Here is a 23,967-nt window from a genome sequence, read left to right as displayed (position 1 = left end):
GCGCTCAGCCGATCTTGTAGGTGCCGACGGCCTTGGCCACCGGATCGCCGCCCGGGGTCTCGATCTCGACTTCGCAGTGCACCAGGGACTTTCCGCGGTGCAGCACGCGGCCGACGCCGATGAGGTCGGTCGACCGGGCTGGTGCCAGGTACTGGACCGACATCGAGATCGTCACGCCGCGAAGCGATTCCGGCTCGCGTTCGGTGGACCACGCCGCAGCCATGACCGTGACATCGGCGAGTGCGGCGATGGCGCCGCCATGCACCATGTCGGCGAGCGTGGTGTTGGTCGGGTCCCACGGCATCCGCAGCCGAACCTCGGGGGCATCGAGCACTTCGGCGACGATGCCCAGCTTGGCGACAAGCGGGGACTGCGGGATGAACTGCGCCATGACCTCGGCGCCGGTACTGGGGCTCATGCCATCGAAGTCTGCGCGCGGCGGGTAGTCGGTTCAATTACCTGGCAGGTAGTGATGGCTGTCGGGCGCGAAGTGTGGGGCAGCCGAACCCACCGCCAGCTGACTGGGGAAGCCAGCAGCCGCCGGGCGCGTTGTTCTCCCTGATCTGGGTGGTTGCAACCGTTGACACTCCACCACCGGACACGTAAATTCCGACCATGGTTCTTAACTTGACCAGTTCTACCAACTTTACGGGGAAATGATGACCGTCACTCCCGACGCCGCCGAGGCGTCCAAGGTGGACCAGCGGGCCGCCAAATACGAATTGAGCCATCTGCGATCGCTGGAGGCCGAGGCCATCCACATCATCCGCGAGGTCGCCGCGGAGTTCGAGCGGCCGGTGCTGCTGTTCTCCGGTGGCAAGGACTCGATCGTGATGCTGCACCTGGCCATCAAGGCGTTCGCGCCGGGCCGGCTGCCGTTCCCCGTCATGCACGTCGACACGGGCCACAACTTCGAAGAGGTGATCGCCACCCGCGACGCCCTCGTCGAGAAGCACAACTTGCGCCTGGTCGTGGCCAGCGTCGAAGACGACATCGCGGCCGGCCGCGTCGTCGACAACGGCCCGTCGCGCAACCCGCTGCAGACCGTGTCGCTGCTGCGCGGCATCCGCGAGAACAAGTTCGACGCCGCCTTCGGTGGCGCCCGCCGCGACGAGGAGAAGGCCCGCGCCAAAGAGCGCGTCTTCAGCTTCCGCGACGAGTTCGGCCAGTGGGACCCCAAGAACCAGCGCCCCGAGCTGTGGAACCTGTACAACGGCCGGCACCGCAAGGGTGAGCACATCCGCGTCTTCCCGCTGTCGAACTGGACCGAGTACGACATCTGGGCCTACATCGGCGCCGAGGAGATCGCGCTGCCGAGCATCTACTACGCGCACGAGCGCCAGGTGTTCGAGCGCGACGGCATGCTGCTGGCAGTGCACGAGTACCTGAAGCCGAACGACGACGAGCCGGTCATCACCAAGACCGTGCGCTTCCGCACCGTCGGCGACGTCACCTGCACCGGTTGCGTCGAGTCGGAGGCTTCGACCGTCGAGGAAGTCATCGCCGAGACCGCGGTGTCCCGACTGACCGAGCGCGGCGCGACCCGCGCAGACGACCGGATTTCTGAGGCCGGCATGGAAGACCGCAAGCGGGAAGGCTACTTCTGATATGGCAACGTTGCTTCGTATCGCCACTGCTGGCTCCGTCGATGACGGCAAGTCCACGCTGATCGGCCGGCTGCTCTATGACAGCAAGGCCGTCATGGAGGACCAGCTGGCCGCCGTCGAGCGCACCTCCAAGGAACGTGGCCACGGCTACACCGACCTCGCGCTGGTCACCGACGGCCTGCGTGCCGAGCGGGAACAGGGCATCACCATCGATGTCGCCTACCGCTACTTCGCCACGGCCAAGCGGAAATTCATCATCGCCGACACCCCGGGGCACATCCAGTACACCCGCAACATGGTCACCGGCACCTCGACGGCGCAGCTGGCCATCGTGCTGGTCGACGCCCGCCACGGGCTGCTGGAGCAGTCGCGCCGGCACGCCTTCCTGGCATCGCTGCTCGGCATCCAGCACATCGTGCTGGCCGTCAACAAGATGGACCTGATCGATTGGGACCGTGAGCGTTTCGAGAAGATCCGCGACGACTTCCACGAGTTCGTGGCCCGCCTCGACATCCAGGACGTCACCACCATCCCGCTGTCGGCGCTGGCCGGCGACAACGTGGTGACCAAGTCGGACAAGACGCCGTGGTACGAGGGTCCGTCGCTGCTGAGCCACCTCGAAGAGGTGTACATCGCCGGTGACCGCAACCTCATGGACGTGCGGTTCCCGGTGCAGTACGTCATCCGGCCGCAGACTCACGAGCACGCCGACCACCGCAGCTACGCGGGCACCGTCGCCAGTGGCGTCATGCGCCCCGGTGATGAAATCATCGTTCTCCCAGCGGGAAAGACCAGCACCATCACCGCGATCGACGGACCCACCGGTCCGCTCGAGGAGGCCTTCGCGCCCATGGCGGTCTCGGTCAGCCTGGCCGACGACATCGACATCTCGCGTGGCGACATGATCGCCCGGGTACACAACCAGCCGCACACCACGCAGGAATTCGACGCCACCGTGTGCTGGATGTCCGACGACGCGGCGCTCGAGCCGGGCCGGGACTACATCATCAAGCACACCACGCGCACCACGCGGGCCCGGGTGTCTGATCTGGACTACCGGCTGGACGTCAACACCCTGCACCGCGACAAGAGCGCAACGGCGTTGAAGCTCAACGAACTCGGCCGCGTCACGCTGCGTACGCAGCAGCCGCTGCTGCTGGATGAGTACTCGCGGAACGCGGTGACGGGTTCGTTCATCCTGATCGACCCGGACACCAACGGCACTGTCGCCGCGGGCATGGTGCGCGACACCACGCCGGCCGCCAGCCGGTCGGCGACGCCGAATGCGGTGCGCCACGCCAATCTCGTCACCGCCGAGGACCGGCTGTCCAAGGGCAGCACGGTGTGGTTCACCGGCCTGTCCGGTTCGGGCAAGTCGTCGGTGGCCATGCTGGTGGAGCGCAAGCTGCTCGAATTGGGCCGTCCCGCATATGTTCTCGACGGTGACAACCTGCGTCACGGGCTGAACTCGGACCTGGGCTTCTCCATGGCCGACCGCTCGGAAAACCTGCGCCGCCTGGCCCACATCGCCACGCTGCTGGCCGACTCCGGCCAGATCGTGCTGGTACCGGCGATCAGCCCGCTGGAAGAGCACCGCGAATTGGCGCGAAAGGTCCACACCGACCAGGGATTCGAATTCTTCGAGGTGTTCATGGACACCCCATTGGCCGACTGCGAGGCCCGTGACCCCAAGGGCCTGTACGCCAAGGCGCGTGCCGGTGAGATCACGCACTTCACCGGTATCGACAGTCCCTACCAGCGGCCGAAGAACCCGGATCTGAAGCTCTCGCCGGAAGATCTGGACGCTCAGGCGCAGCGCGTCGTCGACATGCTGGTGGCGCCAAGATGATCGATCATGAGATCGCCGAGCGGCTGGCCACTCGCGCGGGTGACCTGCTGCTCGACGTGCGGGCCGAGTACGCCGCGGCCGACGCCGCCGAGCGGAAAGCCGCGGGGGACAAGCGCTCTCACGAGTTCCTGATGACGGAGCTCGCGCGGCTGCGTCCCGACGACGCGGTGCTCTCCGAGGAGGCGACGGAGGAGGAGCGGGCCAACAACGCCCGCCTGACCTCCGACCGGGTGTGGATCATCGACCCGCTCGACGGCACCCGCGAGTTCTCCGAGCTCGACCGTGACGACTGGGCCGTGCACGTGGCGCTGTGGGAAGCCGGCGAGCTGGTTGCCGGCGCCGTGGCGCTGCCGGCGCAGAACACCACGCTGCACACGCCGGAGGTGGCCGCGCCGCGTGCCGTCGACGGCCCGCCGCGCATCGTGGTGTCTCGCACGCGGCCGCCGGCCGTCGCTCTCGCCGTTCGGGACGCGCTCGACGGGGTCCTGGTTGAAATGGGTTCGGCCGGAGCCAAAGTCGCGGCCGTGATCCAGGGCCGGGCGGACGTGTACGTCCACGCTGGTGGTCAGTTCGAGTGGGACTCCGCCGCGCCGGTCGCGGTGGCCCGTGCTGCCGGGCTGCACACCTCGCGCATCGACGGCTCGCCGTTGGTCTACAACCGCGAGGACCCGAAGCTGCCCGACCTGGTGGTGTGCCGGCCGGAACTGGCTGAACGGGTACTGGCGATCACCGCGACGCAGTAGCTCGTGAGATGGCCGAAATGGCTGTGGGAACGTAGGTTTCCGCAGCCATTTCGCGTATCTGGGGCGGCCTGGCGTTGATCGTGCGCGTTGCGTCTTCTATGCGCCTTCAGCGCACGGCCCACGTCCGCAGGAAGACGGTGAAAAGTCCCTGAGCGCAATCGGCATGGTATCTGCCACCCGATACTGCACTCAGGGACCTCTGACTGCCCGAAAAAGTACCTGCCTTCAACAGGGATGGTCGATAGTGCCTCGTGATTGAAGCAATGGATTCGCGCGTCCGTTGAGTGCGAACTGACGTCGTAGTAGTTCGAGTAGCCATGTGCGTAGGTTCGCAGTCGACGCGCAGAGTCAAAGATTGGCGTCGGGACCGAACTCTGAGCCGTGTCAGGATGCTGATGTGGGGTTCTTTGACTGCAATTGCATGCTGACCGGTGTCGACCTCAACTATGGCGGGACTGTCGCTATCATCCTACGAAAGACGCCCGAGGGATATGAGCCGATATCCCATGGTATTTCGGGGACGTATGACCGCCTCGGCACCATCGACGGCGTAGACGAAGACGCTGGTACTCAATTGGTGCTCGACTATTTCGTTCAGCAGCACCGTGGCGGCCGGTTCGTGGGCAGGTGGCACACCGGGAAAGACGACGACTACGTCGAGGCGATCGACGACATCGAAGTGCTACTCGGGCTCTGCGAACGGACAGGGACCATGAGTGACGAGATCGCGGAGGGTTACCTGTCACCGATGGCTGCGCTCGACAACGACGCTATCGTCCATGCGCTCATCTCGAAACCGATCTGGGATGCGATCGCCGCTGCAGGGGCGGAGGAGCCATCGCTGGAAGCCGCGTTCGGCGGCGCCCGGATCCCGCATGAAATCTACGGCGCTCGACTGTCAGAGGTCGAAGCGCACTTGCGTGCGATGGCCGCAGTCAGAACCTTTGTTGACAATCATCAACTCCGTTGGGCGACAACAGGGGAACCCGACCAGCGCTACCCGACTGAGATGGGCGGGCAATTGGGTTCCGCCGATGCGTTGGTGTTTTTGGCCGATGCACGCCGCGACTACCGTGACTCTCCGGTTGCGCTGGCTGGTCTTGACGCCTACGCGGTTCACCTTCGTGACTGGATCGATCACTACGAATAGTCAGCTCGTGGCTGCCGCCGACAGCCGTTCCTTCTGTAGCGCAGGCGCCACGGTGCGCACCGCGACGATGCACAGGATCGCGATGACAAAGCACATCACCGTGTACCACAAGCTGCCGATCGGATCCCCATGCGCGGTAACGCCGTTGACCGCCCCGAAGTACGCCGGCAGTGCGCCGAACCAGAGCGCCGCCATCACGACCAGGTAGGCGACGGCGTAGCCGATCAACCATGACGGGCTCGTGTACCGCGGCTCGGTCGGGCTGGCCACGGTCCCGCGCAGCCGGCGCCACTGGGAGATCAGCGCCCAGACCGCCACCGCGCACACCGCCACCAGTTCGGCCGCGTAGGCGATGCCGCCTGCGGTGCTGCTGCCGGTCACCCCGCCGATCACGGTCGCGGGCAGCGGCAGGATCGCCGTACCCAGCGACGCCAACACCCCGGCAACCACAGTGCGCCAGACGATTTCGAAGCCGCTGAAGCGGCGGCCCCGATCGGCGTGCCGGCCCACGAAGAACTGCACGCACAACGCCAGCGACATCGGCCACAGCGCGGCGAAGACCACCACGCTGGGCAGCGGCACGGAGTCGAACATCGGCTGGTTCATCGGGTTGTGCACCGACCATTCCCACCACCGCAGTTGCGGGCCCAAGTGGTCGAAGATCTCGTAGAACGCGTGGTGGACGAATCCCACGCACACCGCCCCGACCAGCGTGCCGTACCGCCGGAAAACCCCTAGGCTGCGGACGATTTCGAATGCGACGGTCGCCATCATCGGGTAGATCGCCACGATGTACAGCGGCAGCCGGCCCCACAGGAAGTCGACCGTGAACACGTTGTGCGCGAACATGGTGTCGACCCGGTCGGCGATGCCGAAGGCCGCGGGGAAGTACAGCGGCGGCTCGATGATCAGCAGGTAGGCCACGGCGCCGAACCACAGTGCGATGTTGGTGGCGTCACCGTGGCGACGCCAGCGGATGATCGCGTAGACGAGCGTCAGCACCGCGCCGGTGATCACCGTCAACTCGAGGACCGGCAGGGTCCAGTTCTCCAGCTGCAGGGGATTGCGGACCTCGAGCAGGCCACCTGCAGTCTGGCAGGAGAAACCAAGGCGCCCGGCAAGATCCGCGAACGTCGGCGAACACAGGTCAGACATGGGCGTTCTGCTTTCCGGCGGTGTACCAGTGGGTGACGTCGTAGCCGGCGTCGTAGCGCTCGAACCATTCGGCCGCGAGTTCGGGCAGCTTCTCGTGCTCCGGATTGTGGCCCGGGATCTGGCTGCGGACGATGCCCGACAGCGCCACCAATTGCTCGCGCACCGGCAGATCGTGGAACGCACTCGTGAACGGTCCGAAGTCGGGAATCCGGCCCAGCTTCTTCAAGATGGTGTTCTTCCGGCGCTCGAGCGCGAACGCCGACAGCGCGTCGACCTTGCGGACCTCCAGCGGCAGATGCTTGTTGAACCCGTTGCACGCCATGCGGATGCAGTCCATGACGTGTTTGAAGATCGACGGCGCCACCCGCATGCGGTACCAGGGATCGTCGACCAGGCCGTTGTAGATGATCAGTGCGGAACTCCGGTGCTCGACCTCTTCGACGAAGTGCCACAAGAACAGTGACGCGACGCGATCGTCGCCCGGCGCGAACAACGTGTCGTCATGGTCGAGCATCAGCTTGAACACCGGTGTGAACGTCGCCTCCAGGTCGGCGGTGTAGGCCAGCCGGTACTTGAGGGGCTTGTTGGCGACGAGATCGTCGAACGCGGCGATCACCTCGTCGAGCGTCTCTTTGAGATCCGGATGAGCCTTGATGAGGCCACGGGCATGTGCCCGGTGAGCCATCGAATGCTGCCCCTCCTGCCGGACGAAGGCGTCGGCCTCTTCGGCGATCACCGGGTCGGTCAGCAGTGGCTTGGCTTCGGCCATGGTGCTGACGATCATCTTCTCGAACGCAATTGCCAAGAAGGACACGGCATTTGCCATCGCGGAGAACGCCGGGTTGGTCTCGTTCCAGAGGAACGGCACGGGGTGGTCCGCGAAAGCGAACCGCATCTTGCGGACCTGGAGGTCGGTCACTGGGCACCTCGATCAGTAATCATACAAACTATGTCGTCTGTGTATGGTTACAGTGTCGGCGAACATCCGTCAATGCCCGGGGCGGTGCCGGCCGTGTACCGTCCGGCGAATGGCACGCAAACGTCGCGGTTGGGGTGGGGAGCCGCCCGCCGATGACGACGAGGCGACCCGGCGCATCGTCGCCGCGGCAGTTGAGCTGCTGTCCACCACGGGCGCGGCCATCACCATCGCCGATGTCGCCGAATCGCTAGGTGTCATCCGGCAGACGGTGTACCGGTACTTCCCGACGGCCGACGACCTGATGCGGGCGGCGGCCATCGCCTCGGTCGACGGATTTCTGGACCAACTCAGCGAGCACGTGCGCGGAATACACGATCCGGCAGACGCCATGACCGAAGGCGTCCTCTACACACTCGACGCAGTGACTCGCACGCCGCACCTCGGCATCCTGATGTCGGCGCCCTACGTCAGCACTCACAGCAGCGACATGGCTTCCGCCGAGGCACAGGACTTCGGCATGCAGATGATCACCCGATTCGACGTCGACTGGGCCGGCTACGGGTACGACGACGTGGCGCTGCGTGATCTGGTCGAATTCACGCTGCGCATCATGCTGTCGTACTTTCTCGCGCCGGCCGGGGACGGTAGAACCCCCGACGAGTTGCGGTCCTTTCTCCGGCGCTGGCTGGGCGCGGCGATCCTGGGGCAGCGGTCTGCCGGGGCCGGCTGAGCCTGCGGTGGCGATAACGCCCGGTCAGGGCTAATTTGGGTTCGTATGAGCACACATTTGTCCACTCGTCGTTTGATGGCCGCGGCCGGCGGGGCCGCACTCCTTGCGATGGGCGTGCTCACCGCGGGTTGTAGCAACAACGGCGGGCAGTCACCGTCGACGACCACCGCCACGACGACGACCACGTCGACGTCTGCTTCGGTGGTGCCGACCGAGAAGAGCATCAGCCCCACCGGCGGCAACCTGTTCAGCCCCGGCGTCACCGCCCCGGGCGCGCCGAGCGTGGCACCCGGCCTGCATCCGGGCCTCAACGGCAACAACTAGCGTCGGGCGCGGGACGGTCGAAAGCGATTCCCGCCGCGGCTAATTCGTCGGCGGGGCGGGCACGCCCGCCGGCGCAGGGTCGTCGCCGACGTTCGGGCACGCGACTTTGAGCTGGTGCACGAGCGGCGTCATCGACGCGTATCCATCCATGTAGGTCTGGTCGGGACGCCAGTCCGGCGGGGTGCTCGGCTTGCCTCGACTGACCGTGTCGAGTTTGTCCGCCAGGGCAGTTACCTTGTCGTGCAATGACATATCGGTGATCGTCGCTGAGTCATTGCGCACCGCGGCCGCCGCGGTGGTGGAGTCACGGATAATAGTGGCGGCATCGGCGGAGCGGGTCAGTCCGAACTGAATGGCGGGCAGGGCCTGTGCCCAATGCCGCACTGCTTGGTCGACCTGCTGGCAGTCGGCACTGGCCTCTTGCTGTGGCGGTGCACTCGAGTTGTCCGCCTTGTTCACGGCGATGAGAATCAGAATCGGCACAGTGACAGCCAGCAAGACCAAGAATATCTTCGACCTCGACCAGTCCGGCAACCCCACGAATACAGCCTAACCGCGGCCGTACGCCACTAGGCTCACAGGATGACTCGCCCCACCCTGCGTGAATTGTCCAGTCTCCCTGTCGAACCGGTTCGCCTCGCGGACTCGGCCCTGGTGCTGATCGACTGCCAGAACACCTACACGCAAGGGGTGATGGAACTGGAGGGCGTGCAGGCCGCGCTCGACGAGACCGCCGCACTGCTCGACCGTGCCCGCACCGCGGGCATCCCCGTCATCCACATCCAGCACGACGACGGGCCGGGCTCCTTGTACGACATCCGCGCAGACATCGGTGCCATCGCCGACCAGGTGGCCCCGCGCGGCGACGAGCCGGTGATCGTCAAGCAGTTCCCGAACTCGTTCGTGCAGACCGAGCTCGACGAGCGGCTCAAGGCCCTCGGCGCCTCGAACCTGGTGCTTGCCGGGTTCATGACGCACATGTGCGTGAACTCCACCGCGCGCGGCGCGTTCAGCCTCGGATACGCGCCGACGGTCGTGGCCGCCGCGACCGCGACGCGCACGCTGGCCGGCCCTGACGGTCAGCCGGTGCCGGCCGCGGCGCTGCAGGCGGCGAGCCTCGCGGGCTTGGCCGATCTGGTGGCCGTGGTGGCTCCCAACGCCGCAGCTATTCCGGACTAATCCGGCCCGGAATGGCATGATTGGCTGATGCGGATGTCAGCCAAGGCGGAGTATGCCGTCCGCGCCATGGTCGAGCTGGCCGCCGCCGATGAGGGTGTGCTGGTCAAAACCGACGACCTGGCCAAGGCGCAGGGCATCCCCGCGCAGTTCCTGGTCGACATCCTGACCAACCTGCGCACCGACCGTCTGGTGCGCAGCCATCGCGGCCGCGACGGCGGCTACGAACTGGCCCGGCCGGCCGCCGACATCAGCATCGCCGACGTCCTGCGCTGTATCGACGGTCCGCTGGCAAGTGTGCGCGACATGGGGCTGGGGGATCTGCCGTACTCGGGGCCCACGGCAGCCCTTACCGACGTGTGGCGCGCCCTGCGTGCCAGCATGCGCTCGGTGCTCGAACAGACCAGCCTCGCCGACGTCGCCGGCGGCAATCTGCCCGGCCACGTCAGCGAGCTGGCGGGGGACTACCGCACGCAGGAAGCGCGCCGCGGCCACAGCTAGCCCCACCCCGCAGCCAGCCCCACCTCCACCTAGCCCCACTCCCGCGAGCGCCCGTGTTTGTACGCCGACACGCCGCATTTCGCGTGCACTTTCGTCGCGCTCGCGGAGGACGAGCGTGCGCTAACTGCCCGCCGCCGCGATGCCCGCAATCAGCATCCGCAGCCCGCCGTCGAAATCGTCCTCGACCGATACGGTGACGGCCACCTCGGACAGGGCGGCGATGTGCGGGTACTGGGCGCCTGCGGCCGATCCGATCCGGGCCGCGGTCTCGGCGGCGTCACCCGAGAACGGCCCGGCCAACTGGGCCTGAGCCGAGCCGGTCACCAATCCCAGCACCGCGTGAAACGCTGACAGCCTGGCGGCGTCGGATAGACCTGCCCGCTCGAGTGCGCCGACGAGCGCATCGGCGACAGCGAACCCGGTGGCCGACGCCATGCGTCGGGTCAGCACGAGGGGGATGGCGGCCGGGTGGGCCCGCACGCCGTGCCACATGGCCGACGCTGTCGCATGGACGTCAGCGGCCCAGTCGTCGGTGGGCTCGGGCACCACGATGCCGGCGGCCACCGCGGCGACGACCAGTTCCTCCAGTCCCTCTTTGTCGGCGACGTAGTTGTACATCGTCATCGGCCCCGTGCCGAGTGCCGCCGCCAGGGACCGCATGCTGAGCGCCGCCAAACCGGATTCATCGACGATTCTCAGTGCCGCGGAGGCGATTTCGTCCGTGGTGAACCGTGCGCGCATGAGCAACCCCTTGACAAGTACGTCGTACGTGTTGAAGTGTAGATGATACGTACAGTGTACTTATGTGAGGAGTCGTGATGACATCAGCAATCCCGGTCGAGCAGTTGGACTTCGCCAGCGGTGGTGACCGTTGCGCCGCGTGGCTCACGTTGCCGTCGAGCCCCGGGCCACACCCCGCCGTCGTCCTGGTGCACGGCCTCGGCGCCACCCGCGACATGATGCTGCCGCAGTACGAACAGCACTTCGCCGCGGCGGGCATTGCCGTCCTGTCCTTCGACTACCGCTTCACCGGGGCCTCGGGAGGTCAACCACGGCAACGTATTTCGATTTCCGAACAATGCCGGGACGTCGGCGCCGCGATCGATTTCCTGCAACGGCACCCGCGGGTCGATGCCGGCCGGATCGGCTTGTGGGGCACGAGCCTCGGCGGCATGAACGTGGTGCGGGTGGCCGGCAGCCGGAACGACATCGCCGCCGCGGTGGTGCAATGTCCCATCACCCACGGGCCGGCATCGGCCCGCAGCGTCGGCATCTGGGGAGCTCTGCGACTGACGCCGGCGATCGTCGACGACGCAGTGCGTGCGCTCCTGCGGCGGGAACGTCGCTACGTGCCCATCGTCGGACAGCCCGGGACCGACGCACTCGTGACGGTCGCCGGAGCGGAGGACGGTTGGCGGTCGACGGTGCCGGCCGGCGCGGCGTTCGACAACCGGATCACCGCGGTCGACGCCGCGCTGTTGATCACGAGATCGGCGCTGCGCCATGCAGCGACGGTCCAGGCGCCGCTGCTGGTGTGCGTCTGCGATGACGAGACATTGATGGAACCGCGCTACGCCGAGGCGGTGGCCGACCGCGCGCCGCGCGGGATCGCGCGGCACTACGCATCCGATCACTTCGCCATCTACCACCCACCGCTGGTGCGCCAAGTGCTCGACGACCAGGTCGCCTTCCTGGCGGAGCATCTCTGATGTCGGCGCGTGATGTGTTGCGCGCCAACGACGAACGCTTCGCCGACGTCATTGCCGCCCTGACGCCGCAAGAATGGGCCGCGCCGAGCCTGTGTGCGGAATGGAGCAATCGCGACGTGCTGGGACACCTGGTGGTCGGATGCGGTCATCCGGTCGGTGCGTTCCTCGGCGCGATGATCCGGCACCGGAACTTCGACCGCGCCAACACCGCCACTGCCACCGAACGCGCACGAGGCCGCAGTGCCGAAAGCCTGCTGGCCGATTTCCGTGCCGCGAGCGCCCAACCGTCCGGCGTCGGCCGGTACTTTCCACCTCGGCTACTGCTGGGCGACCACATCACCCACGAACTGGACATCCTGTTCGCCATCGACCGGGAACCGGACATCCCGCCCCAGTTGCTCGATGCGGTGCTGGACACCCAGGTGGCTTTCCCCACCCCCTTCGTCCCGGCGTACCGCAACAGCCAGGGGCTCCGGCTCCGCGCCATCGACACCGGATGGCGTCACGGCACGACCGGGTCGACGGTGGAAGGCACGGCCGCCGAGCTGATCTCGGTGCTGGGCAACCGGCCGAAGGTGTTGCCCCGGCTGCGCGGACCGGGTGCCGAGGTGCTGGCCGACCGGGTGCTCAGCCGCCTGAGCCGTACGGCCGGGTGAGGATCTCCAGGTAATGCCCGCTGGGATCCTGGAAGTAGACGCCCCGGCCGCCGTCGTTGCGGTTGATCTCACCGGGATGCTGTCCGCGCGGGTCGGCCCAATGTTGCAGTCCGCGTTCACGAATCCGGTCGTATATCGCGGTGAACTCATCCTCAGAGACCAGGAACGCGTAGTGCTGCGGGACGACCTGTGTGCCCTCGGGCACCTGGGCGAAATCGAGGCTGACGCCGTGGTTCAGTTCGACGGCGAGGAACGGTCCGCCTTCGACGGCGGGAGGTAGACCGAAGAGCTCGGTGAAGAAGGTGGCCGCGGCCGAGCGGTCGGTCGAGTGGACGATGGTGTGGTTGAAAGTGATGGCCATATTCCTCCGTTCTACCCGTTCATGTGCGTCGCGTCACTCCCGGTGTGAGGGGCCTCGCCTGTCATGATGGGGATATGGCCTTCGACCTGCGTGAGCTGGCAGTTCCGGTGATTGTCGCGCCGATGGCCGGTGGGCCGACGACGCCCGAGCTGGCGGCGGCGGGTTCGGCGGCCGGCGGTCTGGGTTTCGTCGCCGCCGGCTACCTGACGGCCCAGGCGCTCGCCGACCGCGTCACCGCCGCACGCGCATTGACCACCGGCCCGCTCGGTGTGAATCTCTTTGCCTCGCAGCCCAGTACCGTCACGACCCGCGAGATCGAGCGGTACGCCGGCGAACTCGCCGGCGAAGCCGCCCGCTACCGGGCCACCCTCGGCGATCCGACGTTCAACGACGACGATTGGGCGGCCAAGCTCGACGTCGTCGCCGACCTGCGGCCCGAGGTCGTGTCCTTCACCTTCGGCGGACCCACTGTCGACGAATGCGCGCGGCTGCGGCAGGCCGGCATCACCACGGTCGCGACGGTCACCACCGTGGCCGAGGCCCAGCTCGCCGCGGCGTCCGGGGTCGACGCCCTCGCCGTGCAAGGCCCCGGCGCCGGTGGCCACCGCGGCACCTACGACCCGCTGGCCGCCCCCGCCACACAGCCACTCACCGAACTGCTGGCCGACGTGCTCGCCGCCACCGAACTGCCCGTCGTCGCGGCCGGTGGCCTGATGACCGCCGCCGACGTCGCCGCCGTCATCGCCGCCGGTGCGGTGGCCGCACAACTCGGCACGGCGTTTCTGCTCGCCGACGAGTCGGGTTCGAGCCCTGTGCACCGCGCTGCGCTCGTCGATCCGCGGTTCACCGAAACCGTTGTCACCAAGGCCTTCTCGGGACGCTATGCCCGCGGACTGCGTAACCGCTTCATCGATGAGCACGACGAACAGGCGCCGCTGGGCTATCCCGAGGTGCATTACCTCACCAGCCCGCTGCGCAAGGCGGCGGTGGCGGCCGGTGATCCGCACGGGACCAACGTGTGGGCGGGTACCGGATTCCAGAAGCTCCGATCCGGGTCGGTGGCCGACATCATGGACGGGCTCGGGTGAGCGTCGTGAAAGGGGCAGGTATGCGAACCGTTGTCGCGATCCCGTTGGCAGTGGCCTGCGCCTGGCCGCTCACCGTCGCTCATGCCGACCCCGTCCCGGTACCGCGGTGTGCCAGTGCACAACTGACACCGAGCCTCGGTCCGCCCGACGGTGCCGCCGGGACGACGTTCTATCCGGTGATCCTGAAGAACTCCGGTGACGCCCCGTGCAGCATGTCGGGATATCCGGCGGTGTCGTTCATCTCGGGCTCCGACAACCATCTGGTCGGCGTGGCCGCGAGTCAGGATGCGGAATCCGTCATCGGCGTCGTGGTGATCCAACCCGGCCAGTCCACCTCGGCAAACCTGGGCATCGTCAACGCCGGCAACTTCCCGGCCGACTGTGATGCGGTACCGGTCAGCGGTTTACAGGTCAACCTGCCGGGTGACACCGAGCCGATCATCATCGGCCACGCTGATACCGCTTGTGCCAGTACGGCTTACCCGACTTTGCGGGTGGGGCCGTTCACCGGCGCGTAGCGATGCTGATGCTGCCGTCGTCGGTCCGTGCGGTGATCTGAGCGACGGCGCGGGCCGGATCCTCGGTCTGGGGCACCCGCACTGTCGCGTGATCGCCGGCCTGCGCCCGGACCAGATACGGGCCGCCGGGCGGCACGGTGATGTCGATGTCCGAGTCGCGGTTGGTGATGTCCACGGTGCGTGGGGCGACCTCCCGGAAGTCCACGCCGATGTGTCCGTCGGTGGACTCGGCGACGAAGGCATCGGTGACCACGATGGGGGCACGGGTCTGAATGTCGCCGCTCTGCGTATGGATTTCGATCCGGCGGGCGTTGCCACCGAGCACGACGGCACCGTCGGTGTTGTGCACGGTCAGCTGATCCAGGTCGGTTTGGCTCAGCATCACGCCGACCTGCTGTTTCGTGGTGACCGACAGCCGGCGTGCGACATCGGGCGGCAACGTCACCATGATTTCCCCCGGCGGGCCGAAGTTGAACAGGGGCGATGGTTCACCGGTCACGGTGAGGCTGACAGCGCCGCCATTGCGCGCGACCTGCAATGCCTGGTGGTCGTCTTTTGCGGTGTTGAGTAGACGCATCCGGACGCGTGGTTCGCTGACGTTGCGGTCGCTGGTGATCCTGATGGCTGTCGGCATGTCGCCGGTGTCGATCGTCAGAGAGCTGAAATCAGCCGGCAGCGTCTCGGTTTCGGCGGCGACGCGTACCGAGCTGATGCCCCAGGCCAGTCCACCGATCCCGGCGGCCGTCGACAGCGTCACTACGATGGCGGTCACCACCAGCAGTGAGCGCATCGCCGACCGGCCGCCCGGAGTCAGGGCCGGCGGCGTGGCGGCTTCGGCGGGCGGTGTGGTATCCAGATTCGAAGTCATGCGGAAGTCCTTTTCTCTCTTCAGGATTCGAGATAGCGCAGGACGGCGAGGACCCGCCGGTTCTCGCTGTCGTCGGGGGTGAGGTCCAGCTTGGTGAAGATCGACGCGATGTGTTTCTCGGCGGAGCCGATCGAGATGTGCAGCAGCGCGGCGATGGCCGAGTTGGTCTTGCCTTCTGCCATCAGCTGCATGACTTCCTGCTCCCGCGGGGTGAGCACGGCCAGGGTGGAGCGGCGGTGCGTGCGCACCAGAATCTGGGACACCACTTCCGGGTCCAGGACGGTGCCGCCGGTGCCCACCGTGGTGACGGCGTCCAGGAACGCCGGAACGTCAGCCACCCGGTCCTTCAGTAGATACCCGAAACCCTTTGTGTCCGAGGCGATCAGGTCGGCCGCATACCGTTCCTCGACGTAGTGCGACAGCGCCAGCACCGGTGACTCGGGATTCTGGCTGCGGAGCAGGGCGGCGGCGCGGATGCCCTCGTCGGTGAACGTCGGCGGCATCCGTACGTCGACGATGACGAGATCAGGGTTGTGTTCGTTGACGGCGCGCAGCAGCTCGGTGGCGTCGGGCACCCCGGCGAGTACGTCGTGGCCGGCGTCGATCAGGATGCGCTCGATTCCCGCGCGCAGCAGGGCCGAATCCTCGGCGATCACAATGCGCATGGCAGTACCGCCGTCACCGTCGTCGTTCCGGTCTCGGGGCTCGAGACGGCGAAGGTGCCCCGCGCCGCGCGTACCCGCTCACCGAGTCCGCGCAGGCCCGTCGTGTCGTCGCCTGTGGTCTGGGCCCCGCCGATACCGTCGTCGAACACCGAGATGTGCAACTGGTCGGTGGGCTCGTGGTAGCGCACCGTGACCACGGCGTGGGTCGCCTTGGCGTGCTTGGCGATGTTGGTCAACGACTCGGCGACGACGAAGTACGCGCACGACTCGACCTCATCGGAGAAGCGTTTCGGCAGTTGCAGTTCCAGCGTCACCGGCACCCCGGCGGTCTCGGTGCGCTGCACCACCGCCGACAGCGCGGCGTCCAGGCCACGGTCGGCCAGGATCGTCGGCGCGATGCCCCGCACCACATTTCGCAGTTCGAGGAGTGCGGCCTTGGCATCGTCGTGCGCCTCGGCGATCAGCTTGCGGGCTTCGGGGAGGTCCGAGTCGAGCTTGGTCTGGGCCAGCCCGATCGTCATGGCCAAGGACACGAGCCGAGGCTGCACACTGTCGTGCAGGTCGCGTTCGATCCGGTGCCGTTCGGTGGACGCCGACGACACCGCGCCGCGACGGGCCTGATGCAGGGCACTGACCTCGTGCTGCAGCGCCGCTGTCGGCGATGCCGGCAGCAGCCACCGGTCGACGGCGGCGTCCACCCGAGGGCCGAACACCAGGATGGCTGCGGCGGCGGCCAGCGCGATGACGGCCAGCAGCCAGGACAGCGGCGGGGAGATGAAGCTGAGTCCGGCGGCGGCGTCACTGTTGTGGATCGCGTTCGCCGCGGCGGGTCCGATCAGCGCGAAGGCCAGTAGGGCGAACGCGAGGCTGACCGCGAAGATGTCGAAGACAATGCGCAGATAGCTGTGCGCCAACACCTTCCAGAACCGGCCGCTGCTGACGTCCAACCAGAGCTGGTGCGCCCACCCCTGAAAACCGCTGTGGGGCGTCAGCTTTCGGTATGGGACGGCGATGCCGAAGCCGAACACCGCTTCGCTGCGCACCCGCTCCACCCGGTCGGTGGCGCGCACGGCGTAGACGAACACCACGCCGCCGAACACCGTCCCGATCACCGACGGGATCGACGTGACGGCGAGGATGAGCAGGGACAGCGGTATCCAGAACCAGATCATGCCGGCGACCGCGCCGACGATCATCGACGATGTGGGGACGACACCGAGGTCGGACGCGCGCGGCGCCGGCGGTGCCGTTGTCGGATGTGCCGGCTGGGCCGACGCGGGGTCTGTAGCTGTTGCGACCATGCGTCCAACTTAGGCACCGGCGCAGTCTGGAGACACGGCGTTTTCCCGCGACATCTCTGGGGGTAAACCCCCACCGGTTCTCCCTGTACGGGGCCGTGCCGGCCGGCTACTGGACGGAGTCCGGCCGGTCAACGCGGTCCTCGCGCTGGACGCGCATGCCAGAATCGGCTGTGTGCAGATCGGGATGACGATGCCAGTGATGGAGCCCAACCTCGATGCGGCGACGCTGACGGCGTGGGCGCGAGTGATCGACGGAGGGCCCTTCTCGTCCCTGTGCTGGGGTGAGCGCATCGCGTTCGACAATCCCGATTCCCTGACGCTGCTCGGTGCTCTGGCGGCCTGGACCGACCGGGTGCGACTGGTCACCACGGTGATCGTCCCGCAGTTGCACGATCCGGTGATGCTGGCGAAAGCGCTTGCCACGGGCGACATGCTCAGCGGTGGACGGCTGACGGTCGGCCTCGGCGTCGGTGGCCGGCACGAGGACTACAACGCCGTGGGCGCCGACCCGAAGACGCAGACCATGCGCGGCATGGCGGAACGCGTCGCGCTGATGAAGCGGGTCTGGGCGGGGGAGAAGCTCACCGACTCCGTGTTGCCCGTCGGCCCCGCGGCTGTGCAGCCGGGCGGCCCCCGACTGCTGGTCGGCACCATCGGCCCGAAAACCGTACGCAGCGCGGCCAATTGGGCCGACGGCATGGCCGGCACCACCTTGGACCTCGACGTCGAGCGCGAGAGCGAACTGTTCGACGTCGCCCGGGAGGCGTGGGCCGAGGCCGGAAAACCCAAGCCGCACTTGGCGACCTCGTTCTGGTTCGCCCTCGGTGACAAAGACGAGGCACGCAACCAGGTGCACCGGCACCTCCGCCGGTACATGAACTGGATTCCGGAGGAATACGTCGACGCGATGGCGCCGACGACGGGCTGGGCCGGCACCGAAGACGAATTGCTCGACGTGCTGCAGAAGTTCGATGACATCGGCACCGACGAGGTGCACCTCATTCCCACCAGTTCGGACATCGACCAGCTGCGCCGGGTGGCCGACGTGGTCAGGGACTTCACGGGAGAGGCATCGCTATGAGTCGTGCGACGGACGTGCTGGCCGGTCTGCCCGAGGTACGGGTGTGGCAGGAGGACCTCTACCGCGACCTGCATGAGCACCCGGAGCTGTCACACCAGGAACATCGCACCGCAAAGCTGGTGTCGGACAAGCTGACCGAGCTCGGTTACCACGTGACCGACGGTATCGGCGGCACCGGCGTCGTTGGCATTCTGCGCAACGGTGACGGTGCGTCGGTGTTGATGCGCGCCGACATGGACGCGCTGCCCGTCGCCGAGGCGACCGGACTGCCCTACGCCAGCACGGTCCGGTCCACCGATGCCGCGGGCAAGGACGTGCCCGTCATGCACGCGTGCGGCCACGACACCCACGTCACCTGTCTGCTCGGTGCGGCCGCGCTGCTGGCCGAGGGGCGAGATCACTGGCAGGGCACCGCGATCGCGTTGTTCCAGCCGGCCGAAGAGGTCGGTGGCGGCGCCGCCGGCATGGTCGCCGACGGACTGGCGGACATCGTCGGCAAGGTCGACGTCGCGCTGGGTCAGCATGTCGCACCGGCGCCGGCCGGATACGTCGGCACCCGCAGCGGGCCGGTCATGGCGGCGGCCGACAGCATCCGCGTGACGGTGTACGGGCGCGGCGGCCATGGCTCCATGCCGAACGCCACCATCGATCCCGTCGTGCTGGCCGCGATGATCGTCGTCCGGCTGCAGACCATCGTGTCGCGCGAAGTCGCGCCGACCGAAACCGTCGTACTCACCGTCGGCAGCATCAATTCCGGCACCAAGAGCAACATCATCGGCGACCACGCCGTGCTGGAACTGAACCTGCGGACCTACGACGAAGCCGTGCGCAGCGCGGTCATCGCGGCCGTCAAGCGCATCGTCGTCGCCGAGTGTCAGGCGTCGGACTCACCGAAAGAACCGGAATTCGAGTTCTACGACCAGTTTCCGGTGACCGACAACGACGAGGCCGCCACCGCCCGGGTGCATGATGCGTTTGTCGAACAGTTCGGCGACCGCGTGCTGGCCATCCCGCAGGCCTCGGCGAGTGAGGATTTCAGCGACATTCCCCGGGGGCTCGGAGTGCCGTACACCTATTGGATGTTCGGTGGGATCGACGCCGCCGAATTCACCCGTGCCGCCGAAGCCGGCCGGATCAGCCAGGACATCCCGGTGAACCACTCGCCGACCTTCGGCCCGGTGATTCAGCCGACGCTCGACACCGGCACCGAGGCACTCGTGGTGGCCGCGCTGTCCTGGTTGTAATCCTTTGGGCGGTAGGCGATCTCGAAGAGGCACGCGGCCAGGACGCACAACGCGATGGCCTCGATCATCTGGATGATCAGCATCGTCCACGTGGTGTGCGCGACGGCGACGAAGAACTGCATGTTGGGGATGACGACGAACAGGCCGCCCCAGATGCCCCACCAGGCGGCCTTGCCAAGCCCGCGGCCCGGGTACAGCCGCAGGAACAAGAAGCACAGCATCGTCAGCTGCAGGACGTACGTGAACCCGAGAAACGGGAACAGATCCATGATTTCGGCCAGCGGGCGCTGCGGGTAGTCTGCCGCCGGGTAGCTGTTGCCGAACAGTGCCGGTCCCGCGGTCTTGTGGAAGACGACGTCGAGGATGAACGTCAGAATCGATACCGGCAGCGCGATCGCCAAGAACCGTCCCCACCCGAATTGCTTGCCCATGACATCCTTCCGATCTCGAGATTCGGATCGTTCCTATCCCGGTTGGGTCCGCACCGGATGTCGATGTCCCGGCAGCCGGGCAGTGACTAACGGATCGATCTGCGCGAAATTGCGTTTGACCAGCACTTCGGCGGGTAACCTCCGCGTTGAATACTGCCTCGGTGTGGGAACGGAGTGACAGTGAAGATCAAACTTGTGGCGCCCATCGGTATTGCTGCGATCGCGATCGGCATGGCCGGCGTGACAGTGGGATCCGCTTCGGCGGCCAACAACATCAAGCCGTTCGGACAGCAGGAGACGCTGAACGAGATCGGCTACACGGTCAAGGGTTTGAAGCCGAGTTCGGACCCCGTGCCGCACAACGGCCAGCTCTACTCGGCGACCGTGACGGTCGAAGGTGTCGGCGGCTGGGCCAACCCGATCACCGCGTTCTTCAACGCCCGTGCCGAGAGCGGCGCGAATTATCGGGTGATCGGCGGCGGTCTGCCGTCGGCGCCGCCGGGCGGGACCACGACCGGCAAGCTTTACTTCGACGTCGTCGGCGACGTGCCGAACAGCGTCGTCTACAACGACGGCATGCAGGACCTGCTGGTCTGGGTGCCGCGCGGTCCCGTGGGTGGCGTCTCTGAAGACGATTCGGACACTCCGGTCGGCACTAGCGAGATCATCAGCGCCCCGCCCGCCGAGAGCGCACCGCCGGCCGAGGGCACCCCGACCGGGGGCAATCTGTTCACCCCGGAAGTTGTCGCACCGCCGCCGTTCGAGCTCTCCGAGTCGGATGTGGCGTCGCCGGGCTACAACTCCGGTAGCGGCCGTCGCTGAGGCTTCAACAGGGGTCGCACGAATGCCGACGGACGTTCGGCGGGTTGTCGCCATCCCACACGCCGCTGGGTAGGCGCCCTCGGTACGGCACGTTGCCCCGAGGCCCTTACGACGTGCCAGGTGCGGCATACGTTCGTGTCCCACCGGAGACACCGTGCTTCCGCCAGCTGTGTGTCCTGAGATGGCATCGGTGGCTTCGGTGTGCCCTCACGCAACATGTCGTACCCGCAAGGCAAGATGCTTCACATGGTGCTCAGGTCGACCGGGGGCGACTCGGCAGCGCTACGAAAGGCGCGGGGTGCGTTTTTCACGCCCGCCTCTGTTGCCCGCTACGTCACTGATTGGGCTGTTCGTGCCACGCACGAGCGCATCCTCGAGCCATCTTGTGGCGAGGCCTCCTTCTTACTTGCGGCCGTCGATCGCCTAACCGAATTACGCGGTACCGGTGACACCGATCAGCTCGCTGCACTAGACGGCATCGAGCTTCACGAGGACTCCGCTCGCGCTGCCCGTGGACTACTCCGCAGCGCAGGGGTTGATGCCAATGTGGCCGTCGGCGATTTCTTTTGTGTTGACCCAACCGGTTCGTACGACGTAGTGATCGGTAACCCGCCTTACATCCGCTACCAGGATTTCGCGGGTATTGCGCGGTCGCGGTCTCGTCAGGCGGCTCTAAGGGCTGGCGTGGGCCTTACGAACTTGGCTTCCAGTTGGGCGGCCTTCGTAGTGCACTCGGCTCTGTTCCTGCGTGCTGGCGGTCGCATGGGTCTAGTGCTGCCTGCCGAACTTCTTAGCGTGAACTATGCCGCCGAGGTGCGTCGATTTCTGCTCGCATCGTTCGCTCGCGTCGATCTGGTGCTGTTCACAGAACGCGTGTTTCCCGACGCTCAGGAGGATGTGCTGCTTCTCCTTGCCGACGGCTACCTGCAAGGACCGACTGACCACGCCTCGGTCTACCAGGCCCGCAATGCCGCTGAGCTAGGGACCATTGCGGCGGGGCGCACGTGGACGCCGATCAGCCCTGAGGACAAGTGGACGCCGTCGCTGCTGTCTGCGAAGGCACTCGACGCGTACACCGGCCTGTTGTCCAGTGGCAGGTTCACAGTGCTGGAAACGTGGGGCGACACGACGCTGGGCATGGTCACTGGCAATAACAAGTACTTCGCACTCTCGCCTGCTCGAGTCGCCAACCTTGGCCTCGAACCTACGGACGTCCTGCGATTGTCGCCGCCCGGCAGTCGCCATCTGCGTGGGCTCGCATTCAGCGCTGCGGCGTTGAATGAATTGGGCCGCAACGGATCTGCGACGTGGCTGTTCCGTCCCGAAGGTGAGCCATCCCCAGCAGCGCGAGCGTACATCGCAGCCGGCGAGGCGGCGGGCGTGAATACTGCCTACAAGTGCCGGGTGCGCAAGCCGTGGTGGCGTGTGCCACGGCTTGCCCCAGCCGATTTGCTGCTCACGTACATGAACGCCAACGCTGACACGCCTCGACTGTCGACCAACACGGCAAGGGCGGCGCACCTGAATTCTGTACATGGTGTGTACCTGGGACCCAAAGTGCGCAAGCTGGGTAAGGCGTTACTCCCGCTAGCTTCGCTGACTTCCATGACGCTGGTCGGTGCTGAGACCGTAGGGCGAGCCTACGGTGGCGGGATGCTCAAGTTAGAACCCCGTGAAGCCGACCGGCTTCCAGTCCCAGCAGTGGATGTGGTCGAAGCTGCGGCGGATCGGTTGGCAAATGTACGCCCGCAGGTTGCCGGCTTGTTGGGTAGCGGAAAGCTGATCGAGGCCTCGAAGATCGTCGATGACGTGCTGCTTGTGGGGGAGTTGGGAATGTCGCGCGCCAATGTTCGTGTGCTGCGCGACGCGCACGCTGAATTGACGGCACGACGAGTTGCGCGAGGTCGTCGTGGCTCGAATTGACGACCTGCTGGTTGAGGCGATCAAGGCTGCTGGACCTAAACCTAGCGATGATGCGCCGCAGCGAGAGAAGAACCCGTGGGCTCTAAAGATCAGCACCACACTGGCACTGGCGATCGCTCAAGAGTTGCGCGAGCGTGGGATGGAGGGCGCACGTCCCGGCGAACCCGGTGGCCCGGGTCTGTCGGGCGCTGAGAGACGACTTGCGGGTGGCCTGGGCGCCAAGAAGGTTGATGTCACGTGGGCAACCGAGGAATCGGGGCTGATGCTTGCGTGCTCGATCAAGACGATCATGTTCCGCGACGGACAAAGCGGTGGCTTTCAGAAGAACCTCACCAATCGACGGGCTGACCTGCTGTTCGAGTCGACCACTTTGCACCGCCGATTTCCGTTCGCGGTCGTATCCGGGTTCTTCTTCTTTGACAAAGAGGCGGCGGCCGACGATACGCCGCGACGCAACAGTACGTTCGACAATGTTTTTCCACGCTTCAATTTGTTCACTGGCCGCGCCGATCCATCCGACCGCGATGAGCAGTTCGAACGGCTTTATGCGTTATTGGTCGACTCCAATCCCTTTGCGCCGTCAGTGATTTGCTATGAAGTAAACAATCCGCTGGAGCCGGTCGAACTCCAAACAGCCTTCGATGAATTGGTGATGCTCACCGTAGAACGCAACTTCGACATGTACGAGTCAGCCGACGATGGCAAGATCCGCAAGTCGCGCAGCAAGTAGGCCCAATACTCCTGACTGACTGCTCGCATTCGCGGCGAGTCGGGCGCCGTAGCGCATCGCCTGCGTTGCTTGTCTGGATCCTCGGCAAGACCGAAGTTGGGCGTACGCCCGTCGGAATGTGCCGCAGGTGTGGACGCCATCGGCGTCCGTGGGACATTACCGGGAAGTGTTCGCTTTCGAACTCGGTCACAGTGTGAGCGGCGTATCAGTGTTGAACTCTCGGTAGCACCGGGGATTGCCTCGGTTGCGGCGTATGGCGAAGGTCAATCCGCCGCTCGACAGCAACGGCTAACAGGAAGATCGTGCGACCAGCAAGAATGAGTTTGATGAGTGCCCCCGGCAGGATTCGAACCTGCGGCCTTCTGCTCCGGAGGCAGACGCTCTATCCCCTGAGCTACGGGGGCGCTTGATGCTGG

General features: G+C 66.3%; 27 protein-coding genes and 1 tRNA gene. 17 read left to right on the top strand and 11 right to left on the bottom strand.

Translation table 11 applies throughout. The features are described from left to right. Nucleotides 1-4: 4 nt before the first annotated feature. Nucleotides 5-418 carry a PaaI family thioesterase gene (locus tag G6N46_RS11705; protein ID WP_138249532.1) on the bottom strand — a complete coding sequence of 138 codons (414 nt, stop codon included), beginning with the start codon at nucleotides 416-418 and terminating at the stop codon, nucleotides 5-7. A gap of 238 nt (nucleotides 419-656) precedes the next feature. Here G6N46_RS11705 and cysD point away from each other — a divergent pair, with 238 nt between their 5' ends. The 4 genes from cysD (at nucleotide 657) to G6N46_RS11685 (ending at nucleotide 5,349) form a co-directional block, all read left to right on the top strand. Continuing rightward, a complete protein-coding gene (gene cysD / locus G6N46_RS11700; RefSeq protein WP_174814044.1) occupies nucleotides 657-1,607 on the top strand; it encodes a sulfate adenylyltransferase subunit CysD in 951 nt (316 codons plus the stop codon). 1 nt (nucleotide 1,608) lies between these two features. Further along, on the top strand, nucleotides 1,609-3,456 hold the full coding sequence (gene cysN, locus G6N46_RS11695; RefSeq protein ID WP_138249530.1) for a sulfate adenylyltransferase subunit CysN: 1,848 nt from the start codon (nucleotides 1,609-1,611) through the stop codon (nucleotides 3,454-3,456). Then, nucleotides 3,453-4,199, top strand: coding sequence for a 3'(2'),5'-bisphosphate nucleotidase CysQ (locus G6N46_RS11690; RefSeq protein ID WP_138249529.1), 747 nt, complete (start codon nucleotides 3,453-3,455; stop codon nucleotides 4,197-4,199). Before cysN ends, G6N46_RS11690 begins: the two co-directional genes overlap by 4 nt. Before the next feature lie 421 nt (nucleotides 4,200-4,620). Then, the gene (locus tag G6N46_RS11685) at nucleotides 4,621-5,349 is read left to right on the top strand and encodes a hypothetical protein (protein ID WP_138249528.1); all 729 of its coding nucleotides are present in this window, start codon (nucleotides 4,621-4,623) and stop codon (nucleotides 5,347-5,349) included. Here the strand turns inward: G6N46_RS11685 and G6N46_RS11680 are convergent, their stop codons facing one another. Beyond that, on the bottom strand, nucleotides 5,350-6,504 hold the full coding sequence (locus G6N46_RS11680; RefSeq protein WP_138249527.1) for a hypothetical protein: 1,155 nt from the start codon (nucleotides 6,502-6,504) through the stop codon (nucleotides 5,350-5,352). Then, the gene (locus G6N46_RS11675) at nucleotides 6,497-7,423 is read right to left on the bottom strand and encodes a metal-dependent hydrolase (protein ID WP_138249526.1); all 927 of its coding nucleotides are present in this window, start codon (nucleotides 7,421-7,423) and stop codon (nucleotides 6,497-6,499) included. Before G6N46_RS11675 ends, G6N46_RS11680 begins: the two co-directional genes overlap by 8 nt. A gap of 109 nt (nucleotides 7,424-7,532) precedes the next feature. Between G6N46_RS11675 and G6N46_RS11670 the strand changes: the two genes are divergently transcribed. Next, nucleotides 7,533-8,153, top strand: a complete 621-nt coding sequence (locus G6N46_RS11670) for a TetR/AcrR family transcriptional regulator (protein WP_138249525.1) — start codon at nucleotides 7,533-7,535, stop codon at nucleotides 8,151-8,153. 45 nt (nucleotides 8,154-8,198) lie between these two features. Continuing rightward, on the top strand, nucleotides 8,199-8,477 hold the full coding sequence (locus G6N46_RS11665; RefSeq protein WP_138249524.1) for a hypothetical protein: 279 nt from the start codon (nucleotides 8,199-8,201) through the stop codon (nucleotides 8,475-8,477). Nucleotides 8,478-8,516: 39 nt separating this feature from the next. On the opposite strand, the gene G6N46_RS11660 is transcribed toward G6N46_RS11665, so the two are convergent. Then, nucleotides 8,517-8,960, bottom strand: coding sequence for a hypothetical protein (locus tag G6N46_RS11660; protein ID WP_220098075.1), 444 nt, complete (start codon nucleotides 8,958-8,960; stop codon nucleotides 8,517-8,519). A gap of 99 nt (nucleotides 8,961-9,059) precedes the next feature. On the opposite strand from G6N46_RS11660, the gene G6N46_RS11655 reads away from it, so the two are divergent. Next, entirely contained in the window at nucleotides 9,060-9,656 is a 597-nt protein-coding gene (locus tag G6N46_RS11655) for a cysteine hydrolase family protein (protein ID WP_138249523.1), read from the top strand. Nucleotides 9,657-9,683: 27 nt separating this feature from the next. Then, nucleotides 9,684-10,154 (top strand): Rrf2 family transcriptional regulator, encoded by a 471-nt coding sequence (locus G6N46_RS11650; RefSeq protein WP_061002640.1) that lies wholly within the window; start codon nucleotides 9,684-9,686, stop codon nucleotides 10,152-10,154. A gap of 120 nt (nucleotides 10,155-10,274) precedes the next feature. Here the strand turns inward: G6N46_RS11650 and G6N46_RS11645 are convergent, their stop codons facing one another. Then, a complete protein-coding gene (locus G6N46_RS11645; RefSeq protein WP_064860609.1) occupies nucleotides 10,275-10,895 on the bottom strand; it encodes a TetR/AcrR family transcriptional regulator in 621 nt (206 codons plus the stop codon). A 77-nt stretch (nucleotides 10,896-10,972) separates the two neighbouring features. Here G6N46_RS11645 and G6N46_RS11640 point away from each other — a divergent pair, with 77 nt between their 5' ends. Together G6N46_RS11640 and G6N46_RS11635 are read left to right on the top strand one after the other, a co-directional pair. Then, nucleotides 10,973-11,863, top strand: coding sequence for an alpha/beta hydrolase (locus G6N46_RS11640; RefSeq protein WP_138249522.1), 891 nt, complete (start codon nucleotides 10,973-10,975; stop codon nucleotides 11,861-11,863). Next, nucleotides 11,863-12,519 carry a maleylpyruvate isomerase family mycothiol-dependent enzyme gene (locus G6N46_RS11635; protein WP_138249521.1) on the top strand — a complete coding sequence of 219 codons (657 nt, stop codon included), beginning with the start codon at nucleotides 11,863-11,865 and terminating at the stop codon, nucleotides 12,517-12,519. The genes G6N46_RS11640 and G6N46_RS11635 overlap by 1 nt, the downstream gene beginning before the upstream one ends. Here the strand turns inward: G6N46_RS11635 and G6N46_RS11630 are convergent. Then, nucleotides 12,491-12,880, bottom strand: a complete 390-nt coding sequence (locus G6N46_RS11630; RefSeq protein WP_138249520.1) for a VOC family protein — start codon at nucleotides 12,878-12,880, stop codon at nucleotides 12,491-12,493. The two genes, G6N46_RS11635 and G6N46_RS11630, sit on opposite strands and share 29 nt — an antisense overlap. A 74-nt stretch (nucleotides 12,881-12,954) precedes the next feature. Between G6N46_RS11630 and G6N46_RS11625 the strand changes: the two genes are divergently transcribed. Beyond that, nucleotides 12,955-13,968 (top strand): nitronate monooxygenase, encoded by a 1,014-nt coding sequence (locus G6N46_RS11625; RefSeq protein WP_138249519.1) that lies wholly within the window; start codon nucleotides 12,955-12,957, stop codon nucleotides 13,966-13,968. Between the two features lie 20 nt (nucleotides 13,969-13,988). Beyond that, entirely contained in the window at nucleotides 13,989-14,486 is a 498-nt protein-coding gene (locus G6N46_RS11620; RefSeq protein ID WP_138249518.1) for a DUF4232 domain-containing protein, read from the top strand. On the opposite strand, the gene G6N46_RS11615 is transcribed toward G6N46_RS11620, so the two are convergent. From G6N46_RS11615 to G6N46_RS11605, 3 genes are read right to left on the bottom strand one after another with little or no spacing between them, the layout of a single operon-like run. Beyond that, nucleotides 14,473-15,354: a DUF4097 family beta strand repeat-containing protein gene (locus G6N46_RS11615; protein WP_138249517.1), complete on the bottom strand. Its 882-nt coding sequence runs from the start codon at nucleotides 15,352-15,354 to the stop codon at nucleotides 14,473-14,475. The genes G6N46_RS11620 and G6N46_RS11615 overlap by 14 nt on opposite strands. Nucleotides 15,355-15,374: 20 nt before the next feature. Further along, on the bottom strand, nucleotides 15,375-16,019 hold the full coding sequence (locus G6N46_RS11610) for a response regulator transcription factor (protein WP_138249516.1): 645 nt from the start codon (nucleotides 16,017-16,019) through the stop codon (nucleotides 15,375-15,377). After that, complete coding sequence (locus G6N46_RS11605; protein ID WP_138249515.1) at nucleotides 16,007-17,320, bottom strand: sensor histidine kinase; 1,314 nt, start codon at nucleotides 17,318-17,320, stop codon at nucleotides 16,007-16,009. The genes G6N46_RS11610 and G6N46_RS11605 overlap by 13 nt, the downstream gene beginning before the upstream one ends. Before the next feature lie 184 nt (nucleotides 17,321-17,504). Here G6N46_RS11605 and G6N46_RS11600 point away from each other — a divergent pair, with 184 nt between their 5' ends. Both G6N46_RS11600 and G6N46_RS11595 read left to right on the top strand, forming a co-directional pair. After that, nucleotides 17,505-18,401: an LLM class flavin-dependent oxidoreductase gene (locus G6N46_RS11600; protein WP_133425663.1), complete on the top strand. Its 897-nt coding sequence runs from the start codon at nucleotides 17,505-17,507 to the stop codon at nucleotides 18,399-18,401. Next, complete coding sequence (locus tag G6N46_RS11595; protein WP_138249514.1) at nucleotides 18,398-19,645, top strand: amidohydrolase; 1,248 nt, start codon at nucleotides 18,398-18,400, stop codon at nucleotides 19,643-19,645. Before G6N46_RS11600 ends, G6N46_RS11595 begins: the two co-directional genes overlap by 4 nt. Here the strand turns inward: G6N46_RS11595 and G6N46_RS11590 are convergent. After that, entirely contained in the window at nucleotides 19,585-20,076 is a 492-nt protein-coding gene (locus tag G6N46_RS11590; protein ID WP_061007308.1) for a hypothetical protein, read from the bottom strand. The genes G6N46_RS11595 and G6N46_RS11590 overlap by 61 nt on opposite strands. A gap of 180 nt (nucleotides 20,077-20,256) precedes the next feature. Between G6N46_RS11590 and G6N46_RS11585 the strand changes: the two genes are divergently transcribed. From G6N46_RS11585 to G6N46_RS11575, 3 genes are all read left to right on the top strand, one after another. After that, a complete protein-coding gene (locus G6N46_RS11585; protein ID WP_234880680.1) occupies nucleotides 20,257-20,898 on the top strand; it encodes a DUF1942 domain-containing protein in 642 nt (213 codons plus the stop codon). Nucleotides 20,899-21,114: 216 nt separating this feature from the next. Next, on the top strand, nucleotides 21,115-22,821 hold the full coding sequence (locus tag G6N46_RS11580) for an HsdM family class I SAM-dependent methyltransferase (protein WP_234785616.1): 1,707 nt from the start codon (nucleotides 21,115-21,117) through the stop codon (nucleotides 22,819-22,821). Beyond that, the gene (locus G6N46_RS11575; RefSeq protein ID WP_197746721.1) at nucleotides 22,808-23,551 is read left to right on the top strand and encodes a hypothetical protein; all 744 of its coding nucleotides are present in this window, start codon (nucleotides 22,808-22,810) and stop codon (nucleotides 23,549-23,551) included. Before G6N46_RS11580 ends, G6N46_RS11575 begins: the two co-directional genes overlap by 14 nt. 331 nt (nucleotides 23,552-23,882) lie before the next feature. Here G6N46_RS11575 and G6N46_RS11570 read toward each other — a convergent pair. Further along, nucleotides 23,883-23,955: transfer RNA gene (locus G6N46_RS11570), tRNA-Arg, on the bottom strand. Between the last annotated feature and the right edge of the window lie 12 nt (nucleotides 23,956-23,967).

This window comes from Mycolicibacterium phocaicum (assembly GCF_010731115.1).
Taxonomy (GTDB): domain Bacteria; phylum Actinomycetota; class Actinomycetes; order Mycobacteriales; family Mycobacteriaceae; genus Mycobacterium; species Mycobacterium phocaicum.
This window is presented reverse-complemented; position numbering and strand designations above follow the sequence as displayed.

Excerpts from the sequence above, each read along its gene's own strand:
- G6N46_RS11705 (WP_138249532.1), bottom strand. The coding sequence starts at position 418 with ATGAGCCCCAGTACCGGCGCCGAGGTCATGGCGCAGTTCATCCCGCAG.
- cysD (WP_174814044.1), top strand. The coding sequence starts at position 657 with ATGATGACCGTCACTCCCGACGCCGCCGAGGCGTCCAAGGTGGACCAG.
- cysN (WP_138249530.1), top strand. The coding sequence starts at position 1,609 with ATGGCAACGTTGCTTCGTATCGCCACTGCTGGCTCCGTCGATGACGGC.
- G6N46_RS11690 (WP_138249529.1), top strand. The coding sequence starts at position 3,453 with ATGATCGATCATGAGATCGCCGAGCGGCTGGCCACTCGCGCGGGTGAC.
- G6N46_RS11685 (WP_138249528.1), top strand. The coding sequence starts at position 4,621 with ATGCTGACCGGTGTCGACCTCAACTATGGCGGGACTGTCGCTATCATC.
- G6N46_RS11680 (WP_138249527.1), bottom strand. The coding sequence starts at position 6,504 with ATGTCTGACCTGTGTTCGCCGACGTTCGCGGATCTTGCCGGGCGCCTT.
- G6N46_RS11670 (WP_138249525.1), top strand. The coding sequence starts at position 7,533 with ATGGCACGCAAACGTCGCGGTTGGGGTGGGGAGCCGCCCGCCGATGAC.
- G6N46_RS11665 (WP_138249524.1), top strand. The coding sequence starts at position 8,199 with ATGAGCACACATTTGTCCACTCGTCGTTTGATGGCCGCGGCCGGCGGG.
- G6N46_RS11655 (WP_138249523.1), top strand. The coding sequence starts at position 9,060 with ATGACTCGCCCCACCCTGCGTGAATTGTCCAGTCTCCCTGTCGAACCG.
- G6N46_RS11650 (WP_061002640.1), top strand. The coding sequence starts at position 9,684 with ATGCGGATGTCAGCCAAGGCGGAGTATGCCGTCCGCGCCATGGTCGAG.
- G6N46_RS11645 (WP_064860609.1), bottom strand. The coding sequence starts at position 10,895 with ATGCGCGCACGGTTCACCACGGACGAAATCGCCTCCGCGGCACTGAGA.
- G6N46_RS11640 (WP_138249522.1), top strand. The coding sequence starts at position 10,973 with ATGACATCAGCAATCCCGGTCGAGCAGTTGGACTTCGCCAGCGGTGGT.
- G6N46_RS11635 (WP_138249521.1), top strand. The coding sequence starts at position 11,863 with ATGTCGGCGCGTGATGTGTTGCGCGCCAACGACGAACGCTTCGCCGAC.
- G6N46_RS11630 (WP_138249520.1), bottom strand. The coding sequence starts at position 12,880 with ATGGCCATCACTTTCAACCACACCATCGTCCACTCGACCGACCGCTCG.
- G6N46_RS11625 (WP_138249519.1), top strand. The coding sequence starts at position 12,955 with ATGGCCTTCGACCTGCGTGAGCTGGCAGTTCCGGTGATTGTCGCGCCG.
- G6N46_RS11620 (WP_138249518.1), top strand. The coding sequence starts at position 13,989 with ATGCGAACCGTTGTCGCGATCCCGTTGGCAGTGGCCTGCGCCTGGCCG.
- G6N46_RS11615 (WP_138249517.1), bottom strand. The coding sequence starts at position 15,354 with ATGACTTCGAATCTGGATACCACACCGCCCGCCGAAGCCGCCACGCCG.
- G6N46_RS11610 (WP_138249516.1), bottom strand. The coding sequence starts at position 16,019 with ATGCGCATTGTGATCGCCGAGGATTCGGCCCTGCTGCGCGCGGGAATC.
- G6N46_RS11605 (WP_138249515.1), bottom strand. The coding sequence starts at position 17,320 with ATGGTCGCAACAGCTACAGACCCCGCGTCGGCCCAGCCGGCACATCCG.
- G6N46_RS11600 (WP_133425663.1), top strand. The coding sequence starts at position 17,505 with ATGACGATGCCAGTGATGGAGCCCAACCTCGATGCGGCGACGCTGACG.
- G6N46_RS11595 (WP_138249514.1), top strand. The coding sequence starts at position 18,398 with ATGAGTCGTGCGACGGACGTGCTGGCCGGTCTGCCCGAGGTACGGGTG.
- G6N46_RS11590 (WP_061007308.1), bottom strand. The coding sequence starts at position 20,076 with ATGGGCAAGCAATTCGGGTGGGGACGGTTCTTGGCGATCGCGCTGCCG.
- G6N46_RS11580 (WP_234785616.1), top strand. The coding sequence starts at position 21,115 with ATGTCGTACCCGCAAGGCAAGATGCTTCACATGGTGCTCAGGTCGACC.